Source organism: Amycolatopsis sp. NPDC102522, from assembly GCF_055584485.1.
In genome coordinates, this window is sequence record NZ_JBVJLY010000005.1 from 20,670 (window position 1) to 36,414 (window position 15,745).

Here is a 15,745-nt window from a genome sequence, read left to right on the forward strand (position 1 = left end):
ATGGCCGGGACGGGTGTGTTCGAAAAGGTGCTCGCCGGGATCGGGCAGGCGGCGCTCCCGCTTCGTGAGGCGGTGCGTTCGCCCGGTGCCGGTGTCGCCCTCCTGCAGAAGATGGGCTGGCGGGTGGACGCCGTCCCGCCCGCCCTGTCGGCGTTGGGCGGGGCGCTCGAAACGCTGACCGAATCTCTTCGCCGGTTGCTCGGGGACGGCGGCTTGAACGTGGGCGGAGGTTCCGCCGGAGGTGTCGACGTCGAGTTCTCGGCCGACGACGTGGCCCGTGTGCTCAGCGCGGTGCAAGCCCTTGTCGACGGCATCAAAGGCATCGCCGCCGCACCGGATTCCGCCATCCCCGAGGCTTTGCGGGTGGACGGGTTCCGGGAGAAGTTCCCCCGCCAGCTGCTCGACTTCCTGATCGTCACCCATCTCCAGCGGCACCATCCGGCCGTCGGCTTCGGGTTGCGAGGCCTCGGCGTCGTCAAAGGGAAGTACGCGCCGAGGTCCGGGAACCGCCCGTCGTACCTGCATCTCACGCTCGACCTCACGGACATCCCCCGGTTGATCGGTGATCCGGGACAGGTGCTCAAGAAGGCGTTCGGTTGGGGAGGGCCGGATTTCGACTTCGCGTCGCTGGCCTCCCAGCTCGACAACCTGCTGATGAGCGTGGGCGTCGACGTCGACTTGCGCTCCTTGCCGTCCGCGGCCACGGCGGCCGTCCAAGGGACACCCGAAGACCTGACGGCCCCTTTGGTGAAGGCCGTCCGTGGAACCGTGTTCGAGCGATTCCTCCCGCAGGGCAAGCGTTTGGCGGCCGAAATCCGGCTCGTCGAACTGCCTCCGGTGAACGGTGCGCCGGCGGGGTTGGCGCTGCTGCCGTACTTCACCGGCTCGCTGGGCGCCGCCCTGCCCTTGACCGAGGACCTCACCCTCCTCATCCGCAGCGATCTCGATTTCGAAGGCGGTGTCGCGCTGCTGATCCGCCCCGGCCAAGGCATCGAGACCGTCGTCGGCTTCGAGAAGGGCTCGCCCGCCAAGATCGACGGCGCCATCGAGGTGGTCGTCGAGCGCGGGAAGAAGGCGGCCGAGCCCACGCTCATCCTCGGCTCGAAGGACGGCACCAGGCTGCAGTTCCGCAAGATCGCCGCGACCGGCGGCGTGCGGATCGCCGACGGTGTGGACGTCTTCGCCGAGTTCGAGGTCAAGGGGCTCGAGTTCGTCTTCACGGCGGGCGGGGCCGACGGCTTCATCGGGAAGCTGCTGCCGGGTGGCGGGTTCACCGTCGGCGGTGACCTCGTCGTCGGGATCTCGCACGCGCACGGGTTCTACTTCCGCGGCTCGGCCAACCTCGAGGCGAACATCGCGGCGCATCTCAAGGTGGGGCCGCTGGAGATCCAGGGGCTGACGATCTCCGCGTCGCCGTCGGGAGACGGGATCCCGATCGGGCTGGGGACGACGTTCAAGGCGGAACTCGGCCCGATCACGGCGGTGGTGGAGCAGATCGGGCTCACCGCGGACCTCGCCTTCAAACCCGGCAACGACGGCAACCTGGGGCCTGTCGACCTCTCGCTGGGGTTCAAACCGCCGAAGGGGGTCGGGCTGTCGGTCGACGCCGGCATCGTGTCCGGCGGCGGATACCTGTACTTCGACCCGGATCGCGGCGAGTACGCGGGCGCGCTGGAGCTGGAGTTCGCCGGGCTGGTCGAGCTCAAGGCCATCGGGCTGATCACCACGCGGATGCCGGACGGTTCCGACGGGTTCTCGCTGCTGATCGTGATCGCCACCGAGTTCGGGGGCGGCGGTGTCCAGCTCGGGTTCGGGTTCACGCTGCTGGGGGTCGGCGGGGTCCTCGGGCTCAACCGCCGGATGGATTTCGCCGCGCTGCTCGACGGCGTGATCAACGGGGGCATCGAATCGGTGATGTTCCCCAAGGACGTCATCGCGAACGCGCCGCGGATCATCAGCGACCTCCGGCGCTTCTTCCCGCCGGAGGACGGCCGGTTCCTGATCGGGCCGATGGCGAAGATCGGCTGGGGGACCCCGGCGCTGGTCACCGTTTCGCTCGGGGTGATCGTGGAGATCCCGCCGGGCAACGTCGCGATCCTCGGGGTACTGAAGTGCGTGCTGCCCAGTGAAGACGTCGCCCTGCTGAAGCTGCAGGTCAACTTCGTCGGCGCGCTCCAGGTCGACAGGTCGAGGCTCTGGTTCTACGCCCAGCTCTTCGACTCGCGGATCCTGACGATGACCATCGAAGGCGGGATGGGCCTGCTCGTCGATTGGAGCGACAACCCGGACTTCGTGCTCAGCGTCGGCGGTTTCCACCCGTCCTTCACCCCGCCGCCGCTGCCGTTCCCCGTGCCGCCCCGGCTTTCGATCGACATCCTGAACTCGCCGGGACGGCTGATCCGCGTGTCCGGCTATTTCGCGGTCACCAGCAACACCGCCCAGTTCGGTGCGAAGGCGGAACTCCGGCTCGGCTTCGGCGGGTTCGGGATCGAAGGGCATCTCGCCTTCGACGCGCTGTTCCGGTTCTCGCCGTTCTCGTTCATCATCCAGATCTCCGCCGGTGCCTCGCTGAAGGCGTTCGGGGTCGGGGTGTTCGGCATCGACCTCGACTTCCAGCTGGAGGGGCCGACGCCGTGGCGAGCGCACGGCCGCGGGTCGATCTCCTTGCTGTTCTTCGAGATTTCGGCGGACTTCGACATCACCTGGGGCGAGGAGCGCGACACGGCGCTGCCGCCGGTGGCGGTGCTCGGGCTGCTGGAGACCGAGGTCCGCAAGACCGAGGCCTGGCGGACTCGGCTGCCCGCCGGAGGGTTCAACCCGCTGGTCACCTTGCGGCAGCTGCCGGGGACCGGCGATCCGGTGCTGCATCCGCTCGGCTCGCTGTTCATCCACCAGCGTGCCATCCCGCTCGACGTCCGGGTCGACCGCGTCGGCGCGCAGCGGCCCAGTGACGGCAAGCGGTTCGGTGTCGTCCCGATCCCCGGCAGCGGGATGGAACGGGCGTCGATCACCGGTGACAAGTTCGCCATGGGCCAGTTCCAGGATTCCGACGACGCGGCGAAGCTTTCCCGCGCCGCCTACGAGGATCAGAACGCCGGACTGGAGCTGGTCGCGGAGAAGGGCGCCATCGCTTCGCCGAGGGCGGTGCGCCGCAGCGCCCGCTACGAACTGTACATAGTGGACAATGAGCCGCCGGAAACGGTGACCACGCTCGGCATGCGCCGCCGCCGGGTCCGGATGGCTGCCAAGGCGCCCGCCGCGCCGAAGCTGTACAGCCCGCCGCCCGCGGTGTTCGGGGCGCTGCTCAACGGCAGCAGTACCGCGCGTTCGCCGTTGTCCCAGCACGAAACCCGGTTGCGTCAGCCGTTCGCCCCGGACGAGACGGTGCGCGTCACCGGCGACAGTTTCGTCGTCGCCTACCGCCGCAACAACCTGCAGGCGTTCCCGCCGTCGAAAGCCGGGTCGACGTTGGCGAACTTCCGCAGCGAGGCTAGCGCGGCCGACGCGATGGCGGACTGGATCACCGCCGACGGCAGCTTGGCCGGACAGCTGCACATCCTGCGCCGCACCGAAACCGGGGGCGCGGGAGTGGCCGAGCCGGGCACGTGGTCGCCCGCCGGGAGGCCGCCGTCACCGGTTTCCGGCACCGACGCGGTCCGTCTCGTCGCGGGCAAGGTGCTCGTCGCCGGCGGGGCCGATGCTTCCGGGAAACCGGTGACCACCACGGCGTTGTTCGACCCTGTCGCGGTGGCCTGGGAAGCCGGCGTCCTGCCGCTGAAGACCGCCAGGCGGCGGCACAGCACGGCGCGGTTCGCCGACGGCAGGGTCGTGGCGGCGGGTGGACTCGGCGTGGACGGCGCGCCGCTGGCCTCGGCCGAGGTGTTCGACCCGGCCGTCAAGGCCTGGGCCGACGCGGGAAACCTGGCCACCGCCCGCTCCGGCCACACCTCGACGCCGATCGGCGCCCAACTGCTCGTCGCGGGCGGGGTTTCGGCACGGGGCGCGGCGCTGGCCTCGGCCGAACTGCTGGATCCCCGCACGCTCCAGTGGACTCCGCTCCGGCCGATGACCGACGCCCGCACCGGACACCAGGCTGTCCTCCTCACCGACAAGGAGACCAAGAAGGTCACGGGTGTGCTGGTCGTCGGCGGCGCGGTGCCGACAGGGCAGGGCGAGCGGGCGCTGGCCACCTGCGAGATCTACGACCTCGCGACGGAGACCTGGCTCCCGACAGGCGGTCTCTCGGTGCCCCGCAAGGGACACCAGGCGACCGTGCTGCCCGACGGACGCGTGCTCGTCACCGGCGGCGACGCCGTCGGAGGGCTCCCGTACCGGCCGGAAAACGTCGCCACGGCGGAGATCTACGACCCTGTCGACCGAACGTGGAAGCGGGTCGCCGATCTGCCCGGCGGCGGCCGGAGCGGGCACCGTTGCGTCGCGACGCCGATCGGCGCGGTCGTCGTCGGGGGAGTCGGCCGCCCCGGCGCGACCGCGGGCTACCGGGCCACGGCGACCTTCGACCCCGATTCCGGCGGCTGGCGGGCCACCGGCGCACCCGTCGACGGCCGTTGGGACTTCCCGGCCGTCGACCTGGCCGACGGGCGCGTGTTCGTCGCGGGCGGGCTGGTGCGCACGGGGGCCTCCGCGCCGGGACCGGACCCCGCCGAACTCTCCCCGACGGCCGAGATCTACCTGTCATAACCAGCGAAGGGACCGCTTCCATGACCACTCCGACGCTCGCGGCCGAACCGACCGCGCCCGACTACCTGACGGCCGTGACCTGGGCGGGCCAGCACGACGACGCCGTCCTGCTCGAAGACGGCAAGAAAGCGCTCGTCGCCGGAGGCGCGGACGCCTCGTCCGTCAGCGTGAAACAGAGCGCTGTCTTCGACTTCGACACGGCGAAGTGGTCGGATCCCAGCCCCCTCGGCACCGCGCGGCAGCTGCACGCGCTGACCCTGTTGCCCGGCGGGAAAGTACTGATCACCGGCGGGATCGGCGCGGCGGGCGGTCCGGCGCTGGCCTCGGCCGAGCTGTTCGATCCGGGCACGGGCAAGTGGACGCCGGTCGCGACGCCGATGAAGACGGCCCGCTGGGGACACAGCGCGGTGCTCGTCGGCGGCAAGGTCCTGGTGGCCGGGGGAAGCACGCTCCGGCCGGACGGGAAGGCCGTGGCACTGCGCTCGGCCGAGCTGTTCGACCCGGCGGGCGCGGGGTCCTGGGCGACGGCGGGGGAGATGACCGACGCTCGCACCGGGCACGCCGCCGTGGTCCTCGGCAAGAAAGTGCTGGTGTGCGGGGGAAGCGTGCCTGTCGGCACGGCGGACGACCCGGCGCTCGCGTTCTGCGAGCTCTACGATTCCGAAGCCGCGGCCGGGGCCTCGGCGTGGACACCCGCCGCGACCATGCGCCATCCCCGCAGCGGCCATACGGCGACGGCGCTGTCCGCCACTTCCGTGCTGGTCACCGGCGGCAAGGCGCCGGGAGTGACCGAAGACGGCGCGTTCGACCCGTTCGCCCGTGACACCGCCGAGGTGTTCGACCTGACCGGCGCGGCGGGGACGTGGAAGGACGCCAAACCCCTGCCGGGCGGGCGGGCGTTCCATCGGGCCGTCGCAGTCGGTGCGGGAGCCGTCGCCGTCATCGGGGGCGCGGACGACCTCGCGAACGAGGCCGGGTACCGCAGCGCGCTGCGCTACGCGGCGGGCGAGTGGAAACCGTTGCCGGGGCTGGCCGAAGGGCGGTGGGGCTTCGCCGCCGTGGCCTCCGGGAACACCGTGCTCGTCGCCGGTGGCGTCGCGCGCACTGGCCAGGCGGCGGCGGGCCAGAAGACCGAGCTGACGAAGACCGCCGAGAAGTTCGGAGGCGGTTCGTGAGCGCGAACGCCTACTCCTTCCTCCCGTGGCTGCGCACCGGGCTGACCACCCTGATCAAGGGAGAGGCCACGGGATCGCGCGCGACCGTCCCGATCGGGCTGAGGCTGACCGGCGACGCGATCGAGGACGGAAAGCCCGCGCTGCGCCGCGAATTCACCCAGCCGGTGCAGCTCTACGGTCCCGGTGACGTCGTCGGCGTCGACCCGCGGGCCGTTTCCCGGACCGAGCCGAAGCCGGGTGTCACCAATTTCGAACCGAACTACCTGGCGCACATCGAGTTCTACGACGAGGACTTCCCCTGGCGGTACAGCCCGGCGAAGCCCGACGAGACGAAGAAGCGGCTGGCACCGTGGCTCGCGCTGGTCGTGCTGTCCGAGACTCCAGCGGAGTTCGAGGACGGTCTCCTGCCGGACAAGCCGCTGCCGTTCGTCAAGGTGAAGAACCCGCAGGCGCTCCAGCCGCCGAACGAACTCGGCGCGTGGGCACACGTCCACGTCAACGGCGAGCTCGACGGCAGGATCGCCGTCGACGGCGACGACATGGCGCGGACGCTGGGAAACCTGGGCCGGGTGCTGCGTGAGGCGCCGGACAGCGCCTGCTCGCGGGTGCTCTGCCCACGGCACTTGAAACCCAGCACGACGTATCACGCCTTCCTGGTGCCCGCGTTCGAAGCGGGCAGGCTGGCGGGGCTCGGCGAGGCCGTCCCCAACGACCTCTCCGCGACGAAACCGAGCTGGGGCACCGGAACCGGTGACGTCGTGCTCCCGTACTACCACCGCTGGTCCTTCACCACGAGCACGGTCGGCGACTTCGAATACCTGGTGCGGCTGCTGAAGCCCTACGAGGCGGACAACCCGGTCGGCAGGCGTGACCTGGACGCGCATCGCAGGATCTACGACCTGCCCTCGCTCACCACACCGACCGCGCCGGACGGGGTGCTGAAACTCGGCGGGGCGCTCCAGATCCCCGACACCGACGACCATCCCGACTCCTTCGAGAACTGGGACGGCTACCACACGAAACCGGTGTCGCCGTATCCGAACCAGTGGCAGCGGGCGATGGCGGGGTTCGTCAACCTGGCGAACGCGTACCGGCAGAAGCCGCCGACGATCGCGAACGCGGAGGCGGCCGGGGCCGGGGTCTCCGCGGTGGAGGACCAGCCCGATCCGGTGATCACCCCGCCGCTCTACGGTTGCTGGCCCGCGCTGACCCAGACCCTGCTGACCGAGAACGGGCAGCCGGTGCCGCCGGAGCAGCTGCGCAACTGGGTGCACCGGCTGAACCTCGACCCGCGCCACCGCGTCGCCGCCCAGTTCGGCACCAAGGTCGTCCAGGCGCGGCAAGAGGAGTTCATGGCGGCCGCGTGGAACCAGCTCGGCGACATCCAGCGGGCGAACGCGCTCATCCGGGCCGCGCAGCTGGGGCGTCAGGTCGGGAACGCCTTGCACGGCAAGCATGTCGAGCCGTACGCCCCCAAGACGGCGGCCGTCGACGACAGGCCTGTACCGGCGAAGGCGCTGACGCTGACGGCGCCCGCGCACGGGCGGGTGGTCGAACGCGCCTCGACCGCGTTCGCGCGCGCCGCTGAAGGAGACGCGCCGGAGCTGTTCGCCGTCGGGTACAAAGTGGACAGAAGCCGGGTGGCCGCCGCGCCGATGTCCGCGCCGATGCGCCGGATCACCCGGCCGGGTTCGCGGCTGCGCAAACGTTTGCTGAGCGACGGGAACCAGTTCGACCTGCTGGTCGACCGGATCGACCGCAAGGAGGTCTTCGCCGCCCGGCCCAAGGTCGCGCCGCCCGTCACCACCGCTTCGCTGGGCCTGTCCCCGCGTGCGGCCGCCGCGGATCCCGTCGACGAGACGCTCGGCGTGATCGAAACCATCGACGACATGCTCGACGGCCTGCGCGCGGAGAAGACCGTGCTGGAGAACCTGGTGGCGTCGATGAACCTGCCGGAGCGGCTGCGGATCGCGGTGGGCGACCTGGTCGAGATCCTCGCGTACCCGGTGTTCGACATGCCGATGTACGAGGAGCTGCTGAAGTTCTCCGTCGAGACCTTCGTACCCAACATCGGGCTCCTGCCGGAGAATTCGATCACCCTGCTGGAGAACAACCGCCAGTTCGTCGAGTCCTATCTGATCGGGCTCAACCACGAAATGGCGCGGGAGATGCTCTGGCGCGAGTTCCCGACCGATCAGCGCGGGACGCCGTTCCGGCAGTTCTGGGATCCGCGTCCGGTGCCGCTGGAGCCGGGCGAGTCACGGGAAGCCTGGCGGGAAAGGCTTTACGACATCCCGCCGCTGCATCGCTGGGCCAAGACTTCGAAGCTCGGCGAAAACAACCACCGCCGTCTTCCGCCGGAGCAGGGTGAGAAACAGGCGAAGGACCTGGTCCTGGTGATCCGGGGCGAGCTGCTCAAGAAGTATCCGAACGTGTCGATCTACGCGCACAAGGCCGTCTGGCCGCTGAAGAAGGACGGCACCCCGGACACCAGTGGCGAGCGCACCATCGCGTCCGTCCCGGCGAACGTGCCGCTGAGCGACGAGCTGGTCCGGCTCCCGGTCTACGAGGCCAAGGTCTCCCCGGACCTCTACTTGCTCGGCTTCCCGTTGAGCGAGGACGAAGCCCGCTCTGGCGGGGCGGACAAGCTCGGCTGGTTCTTCGTGCTCAAGGAACGGCCCGGCGACCCGCGGTTCGGCCTGGACGAACCGCCGCCCGGCCCGCTGCCCGAAGTCGAGGTGTGGAACGACGCCACCTGGGGGCATCTCGACCCCGGGAACCCCGGCAGCGGCTTCGTCCGGTTCGACGGAGGGGTCACGGTCCACCTCGACGAGTTCCTCGAAAAGGACGACCAGGAAAAGATCCGCCAGCGCGAAGACGACGAGTTCATCACCGAGTGGGCGCCGGCCGTCAGCGCCGCCGACGTCGCCTACATCCTTTTCCAGGCACCGGTTCTGGTGGCCGTGCACGCACAGGAGATGTTGCGGGATGCCTGATCTCAAGCTCGATTTCCCGGTGCTGCTCGGGCCGGTGCGCGTCGAGACCCGGTACGTCGGGCAGGAACTGCTCGTGCGGGTGTTCCCCGACGAATGGTCGGTGGACAAGTTCGAGGCCAAACCGACCCGGGCCGAACTCGCCGCGCTGGACGCGTACTGGACCACTCTTTGGGCCGCAGGGGGCGCTCCGGGCGGGGAACAGGCGGCGTGGCAGCAGCTTGTCGCGCGGGTTTCCGCCGGGCGGGCCGCCTGGCTGCTGCGGACCCGCAAACCCGCCAATCCGGCCGACCGGCCGACGGGGGTTCCTCGCGGTACGGCGGTTCTGGTGGTCGTCACGCCCCAGCCCGTCGTGGCGCAGGACCGTCAGCCGACGGTGACGTACTGGACCGCCGTCTGGCGTGCGCACGGTGACCAGGGGAAGCTGCGTGAGGCCGACATCGCGTTGCTCGCCGCCGTCGGGGCCGGGCGGGCCAAGGCGATCCGCGACCGTCGACCGTCCGGTGTGGACAGTGCGCCGTCGACGCCGGGCACCGAGGTGGTGGCGGCGTTCCTGGAACTCACGCCGCTGCCGCCGGGTGAGATCGCGGAAGACTCCTGGACCGTGGCCGCGACGGCGAAGCTGCTGCCGGACAAATTCACCGCGTACGGCTACGTCGGTGGCACGCGCGTGTTCGCGAGGAGCGGCGAGCCGGTCAAACCCGAACTCGCGGTCAGCCCCGATCCGGGGACGGAGAAGGACAAACAGCTCAAGGTCACCGAGGAGACCGGCGCGCTGCGGGTCCCGGACGCCCTGAAGTGGCTGACCGAGTTCAAGGCCGCCGAAGCGGTCGGGATGGGCATCCGGATCACTCTGGAACCGGCCTTCGCCGAGAAGCTCGACAGGCTCGTCGTGCTCGGCCTTCGCGAGCAGGCGACACCGGAGAAGACGGCGGCCGACTGGGGTGGGCTGCTCGCCGACCAGATCCGCACGCCCGCCGGGTTCGCCTTCCTGCCTCAAGGCACGCCGACCAACAACTCCGAACAGGCGTCCGCGGGCCAGGATCCGAAGGCCGCGGCCGAATCCGCGCTCGCAACCGCGGCCGGGTTCACCGCCGCCGCCGTGGACAAGAACGACGGCGAGTGGTTCGCCGAACTGCTGGGCATCGACCCGGCGGTCCTCGCCGGGGTCCCGAACGCCGACGGCTTCGACCGTCGCGACGCCCGCGCGGCGCACACCGCGCTGTGGCCCGCCACCTGGGGTTACTACCTCCCGGCGTTGCTCAACGGGGTGCTGACCGAGGAACAGATCGCGCAGACGCGTCAGTTCTTCCTGGAGCACGTCTCCGGACGCGGCCCGCTGCCGGTGGTCAAGATCGGCAGGCAGCCCTACGGGATCCTGCCGACGACGGTGTTCACCAAACTCGCCTTTCCCGCCACCGCCGGGCACCGGACGGCGTTGAACGAGCTTCTGAAGCAGGCGGCGACGCACTGGCAGGCCGCGCTCGGGCGGGTCCAGTACCTCGATTCGGCCGGCGGGGACCCGCATCAGAAGCTGCTCGACATCCTCGCGCTGCACCCGACATCGGCCGAGTACCACCTCCGCGACGCCCAGAGCGTCGAAGACCTGTTCGCGGAACGGCTCGAAACCGAACTGAGGACGCCGCTGCGGGAGACGCTGGCCGCGTTCGGTCACCACGCCGAGGATCCCGGCCTACTGCGGCAGGTGTTCACCGAGGATGCCCAGGTGCTGCACCGTCCGGTCGTCGACGACCGGCCACTGTCCGAAGTGGACAAGATCCGGCCCTGCGCGGCCGAAGGTAATTACCTGGCCTGGTTGGCGCACTACGGAAGGATCGCCCTCGAGACGGTCCGCAAGGAGGACGGCTTCACCGACAACGTCCGGCCGACGGCGCTGCTGTACCTGCTGGCGCGGCAGGCCGTGCTGCTCGGCGCGGCCGGAGCCGGCCGGTCCGAGCAGCTCGACGCGGTCGAGTTGCTCGCGGGCTTGCCGACGGCCCGGCTGGAGCGGGTGTTCGCCGAACATCTCGACTGCGCCACCTACCGGCTCGACGCCTGGCGGCTCGGGCTGGTCAACGAACGGCTGGCGGAGCTGCGGCGCGCCCCCGCAGGCGGCGCTCCGAAACGGGGACTGCATCTCGGCGCGTACGGCTGGCTGGAGAACATCTCCCGTGGCCCGGCCCCGGCCACGAAGGACCTTCCCTCCGGTCTGCCGCCGATCTTCGGCACCGGGCCGTTGCCGCACGACGTGAACAACGGCGGCTACGTCCACGCGCCGTCACCCGCCCACGCGCGTACGGCGGCGGTGCTGCGGGCGGGGTTCCTCGCCAACGGCAAGCAGCGTGAGGACAGCACGTTCGCGGTGAACCTGAGCTCGGACCGGGTTCGCGTCGCGGTGTCCCTTTTGGACGGGATGCGGCAGGGGCAGTCGCCCGGCGCGCTGCTGGGGTACCGCTTCGAACGCGGGCTGCACGACCGGCGGATCGGGCTCGACAAGGTCATCGCCGGGCTGCGGCTGAAGTTCCCCTTGATGGCGAAGAAGATCGCCGGCACGGCTCCGCCGTCGAAGGGGGAGGGAGCGCCGACGAGCATCGAACAGATCGAGGCGGGCAACGTCATCGACGGGCTCGCCCTGATCCGCCACGTGGAGAGCCTGAAGAAGGACGACCGGGTCTATCCCTACAAACTCGACGGCGTCCCCAAGGTGACCGATCCTGGCGAGCTGAAGGACATCGGCATCGAGGTCGACGCCCTGCGGAACGCGCACGACGCGCTGGCCGACCTCGTCGTCGCCGAGGGCGCGCACCAGGTGCTGCAGGGCAACACCGAACGCGCGGCGGCCACGCTGGACTCCTACGCGAAGGGCGGTGTCCTGCCCGAGCCCGCGGTGGTCGAGACCCCGCGCAGCGGGACCACACTCACCCACCGGCTGGGTCTGCAGTTCACCCCCGGCCTCGGTCCCGACCACGGCGCTCCGCTGTTGGGCCGGAACAACCCGAGGGCCAGAGCCGAACCAGCGGTGAACCAGTGGCTCGCCGACGTGCTGCCGTCGCCGTCGGAGGTGACCGCGCTGGTCACCTGGAAGGATCCGGCGCGTCCGGCCGAGGCCGAGCCGCGCAGTCGCGTGGTGACCCAGGCCGAGGCGGGACTGCAACGGATCGACCTGCTGTGGGCGGTGCCCCCGGCGGAGAACGCCGAGGCGACCGACCTCGACGACCGGATCCTCGGCGTGGTCATCGAGAAGTCGCGGCCGCGGCCGGACGCCAAACTCGAAATCCACTACACGCGAAGGGTGGATCGCAAGGTCAGCTTCTTCGAACTGTCCCCGCTCATCGGTGCTCTGCGGTCGCTGCTGACGACGGCCAGGCCGCTGCGGCCGACCGACCTGATCCCCGCGTCCGGGACCGCGCGGATCGAGCGCGCGGCCGACGACGCCGTGTCGCTGAGCCGGGAACGGCAGGCCGCCGTCCTGGAATCCCTGACGGATCTCGGTGGTGAGGTCAGCGAGTTCCTGACCGATCTCGGCGCGCTCTACCCGGCGACAGGCGAACCGGCCCGCGCCGAAATCCTCGACGGGATCGACGCCTTCCTCGCCCGGTACGCGAAACTGGCCAAGGCCGCGGGTGACTTCGGTGTCGTGATCAGCGGCTGGGGTGAGCTTTCGCTGTGGCGGGGCGGTGTTTTCGCCTCCGTTCTCGCCGCCGTCGCGGAGATCGCCGGCCGGATGGGACGCGCGCTCACGGCCGCGAACCTCCTGCTGGACCGGTACGAGACGTTGCCCCCGTCCACAACGGATGGTGAGCGGTTCAGGATACTGGAGCAGGCGGAACGGTTGCTCGTCACCAAACCCGCGCCGCGTGAGCAGACGCCGTTCGGGATGCGGGCGCGGGTGCGGCAGGCCCGCACCAGATTCAAGATCCGTCTCGACCGGCTGACCGGGTTCAAGGAGACGTCGGAACCGACGCTGGGCGGGCTGCTCGCCGACGTGGCGCGTCAGCTGCCGCTGGCCGACATCGACCCGACCGATCTCTCGCTGAAGCCGTTCGAGGACCAGGCCATCGCCTACGGCCGGGAACTGCTGGCACGAGCCGGAAAGCTCAAGGCCGAGCTGGTCGGCGAAGGCGGTCGGAAACCGGCCGCCGAGAAGCTGCTGGCGCTGCGCGACAAGGCCGTGACGGGGCCGGACCGGGTGCGGACCGGGATCGACGTCCTCAAGGCACTGCTCGGCGAGGACGTCCTGGTCGTCCCCGAGTTCACGCCGTCGGAAGACGTCCTCGACCGCTGGCGGGACGCGCGCGCCGACAGCCGGGACCTCGTCGCCCATCTGAAGCCCAGGGACCTCGACGACCTCCGAGGCCGTGACTTCCCGGTGGACGACTGGCTGCACGGAATGGCGCGTGTCCGCGAAAAGCCGCGCCTGTGGGAGAAAACGGTGCAGCTGGCGGGCGCGCTGCTCGCCCCCGGCGGACTGCTCGGCACCGACATCCTCGGCTGGAACGAGCCGGAACTGACCCCCGTCCAGCTGCCGTACGTCGAGGAAGACCACTGGCTGGCCATGGAGTTCTTCGACCCGGCCAAGGTGGGCGACCAGCTCGGGCAGGACAGGCTGCTGTACACCGCGCACTACAAGACTTCGCTGGGCGGCGACAGCCACTGCGGGCTCCTGCTCGACGAATGGACCGAGGTGATCCCCGCCGTCCGCGAGACCACCGGGATCGCGCTGCACTACGACGGCCCGGATTCCGAACCGCCGCAGACCATGCTGCTCGTCGTCCCGCCGGTGCTGGAACCGGGCGGGAACTGGACTCCGGAACTGCTCGTCGAGGCGATCACGGAAACCTTCGACCTGGCGAAGACGCGCGCTGTCGAACCGGATCACCTCGCGGGTACCGAGCTGGGGCACCTGCTCCCGGCGACGGTGCTGTCCGCGACCCTGCGTCGAAAGGCCACATCATGACCGAAACACCGTCGTTCACCAGGCTGGAGGGCAGGCCCCGCACCGTCGGTTTCGACCGGGCGCTGCGCGTGGAGGTCCGGGATCCGTTGTGGATGCTCACGCGGCAGTGGCAGCTGGGCGAGTTCCACGGCGCGAACGCGGGGAGCCCGGTCACCGTGACCTACGTCGTCTCGCCCTCGCGGCCCACCCGGTTCAAGTCGCCGCAAGGGCTACCGCAGGAGCTGACGTCCGACCGTCCACTTGAGACGGTCGCGGAGCGGAGACGGCTGCCGCTGGCCTACGGAACCCCCGGCAGTGAGACGATCGGGTTCGATCTGCGGCTCGCGATCGGCCGCCAGTGGCTGAAGCTGCTGGACTCCGCCGCCGGTCTGCTCGGGCAGGTGCTGGGGTTCAAGAAGTTCTACATCGAGCGGTACCCCATCGCGCTGCCCGATCCCGCGAAGGCCGACGACGTCGCGAAGCTGGCGCATCCCGAGGTCTGGTCGACGATGCAGGCGATCTCCGGGCGCCGGATGGACGGTTACCTGTTCTACCTGCACCTCAAGGCCGGACGTGACGCCGACGAAGGACTCACCATCCTCATCCCCTCGCTCCGCCAAACGCTGCGGAAACTGGGGAAGCGGTTGGTGGCCTGGTACGGGAAACTCGTCGACCAGCCCGCGCCCGCCGACGCGACCTGGGATCCGGGCAGGCTCGAACACCGGTTCTCGGTCGCCGCTTCGACGCCGGGCGGGGAGAAGAAACTGGCCGCCCCCGAGTACCCGGGCGGCACCCTGGAATGGCACGCGTTCTCGGTCGACCCCAAGGAACCGCTCGGCGGGACCAAACCGCCGGAACCGACGTTCACCCGGACGGTGTTCCCGGCGCCGGTCCGCTATTCCGGGATGCCGTTGCCACGCTGGTGGGCACAGGAGGACGGGAAGACCAACTTCGCCGCCGTCCGCCCGGACAGCACCGACCTCGCCCGGCTGGTCTTCCTCGAATTCGCGCTGGTGTTCTCCAACGACTGGTACCAGGTGCCGTGCGACCTGCCCGCGGGCACGCTGTCCAGGATCCAGGGACTGGTCGTCACCGACGTGTTCGGTGAGAAGCAGTGGATCACCCCGGCGGGCGACGGGCGTGACGAGGAGTGGAAGCGGTGGTCGATGTTCACCCTGGACACCCTCGGCCCCGAAGACGTCCGGGCGGACACGGACCTCTTCCTGCCGCCGAGCGTGCCGAAGGTGACCGAGGGGCCGGCGCTGGAGGAAGTCCTGCTGATCCGGGACGAGAACGCGAACCTCGTCTGGGGGATCGAGCAGACCGTGAGCACGCCGCTGGGCGAACCGCGCCGGGGAAGCGAGGCGGCCGCGGAGGTCACGACGTTCCGGCAACGGCTGCACGACGCGGCCCCCGCCACCACCGACGCGGACCCGCCGCGCGCGCCGATCTCGTACTTCGCGATGAACTCCGTGCCCGGACACTGGATCCCGTTCATCCCGGTGCACGAACCGGGGGACAACCGCGAGATCCGGTTGCAACGGGCGGCGATGCCGAGCGTGGTCGACGCGACGCCGGTGAGGCCGCGGACGAGCCTGCTCCGGGTGGGACTCGACGAACGACAGGCCGGTGAGAAGCCGCAGTACTTCCTCCACGAGGAGGAGGTGACCCGCGCGGGCACGCGGGTCACCCTCGCCTACAACCGGACGCGCTGGCACGACGGGCGCGCCGTCGTCTGGCTCAGCGCGCGGCGCGGTGTCGGCCGGGGAGAGGGCTCCAGCGGGCTGGCCTTCGACCTGCTGGTGGACACTCCGATGCCGTGACGCGCGGCGGGCCGGTGGCCGTTCGGTCCAGCGTGTCGCGAGTGGTGAGTCGCGTCAGGGCCGACGGTGTCTCAGGTACCTACGGCCGGGCGGTTTCGCGTGACCGGACGGACGACA

The 15,745-nt window shown here is 70.4% G+C and carries 5 protein-coding genes; all 5 read left to right on the plus strand.

The features are described from left to right. The 5 genes from ACZ6YV_RS15440 to ACZ6YV_RS15460 are packed head-to-tail and all read left to right on the plus strand — an operon-like array spanning position 1 to position 15,628. Positions 1–4,701 carry a DUF6603 domain-containing protein gene (locus ACZ6YV_RS15440; RefSeq protein ID WP_465510215.1) on the plus strand — a complete coding sequence of 1,567 codons (4,701 nt, stop codon included), beginning with the start codon at positions 1–3 and terminating at the stop codon, positions 4,699–4,701. Positions 4,702–4,721: 20 nt separating this feature from the next. Further along, on the plus strand, positions 4,722–5,876 hold the full coding sequence (locus ACZ6YV_RS15445) for a Kelch repeat-containing protein (protein WP_465510216.1): 1,155 nt from the start codon (positions 4,722–4,724) through the stop codon (positions 5,874–5,876). Continuing rightward, the gene (locus tag ACZ6YV_RS15450) at positions 5,873–8,872 is read left to right on the plus strand and encodes a hypothetical protein (protein WP_465510217.1); all 3,000 of its coding nucleotides are present in this window, start codon (positions 5,873–5,875) and stop codon (positions 8,870–8,872) included. Before ACZ6YV_RS15445 ends, ACZ6YV_RS15450 begins: the two co-directional genes overlap by 4 nt. Beyond that, complete coding sequence (locus tag ACZ6YV_RS15455; RefSeq protein ID WP_465510218.1) at positions 8,865–13,826, plus strand: hypothetical protein; 4,962 nt, start codon at positions 8,865–8,867, stop codon at positions 13,824–13,826. The genes ACZ6YV_RS15450 and ACZ6YV_RS15455 overlap by 8 nt, the downstream gene beginning before the upstream one ends. After that, positions 13,823–15,628, plus strand: coding sequence for a hypothetical protein (locus ACZ6YV_RS15460; RefSeq protein ID WP_465510219.1), 1,806 nt, complete (start codon positions 13,823–13,825; stop codon positions 15,626–15,628). The genes ACZ6YV_RS15455 and ACZ6YV_RS15460 overlap by 4 nt, the downstream gene beginning before the upstream one ends. The last annotated feature ends 117 nt before the right edge of the window (positions 15,629–15,745 follow it).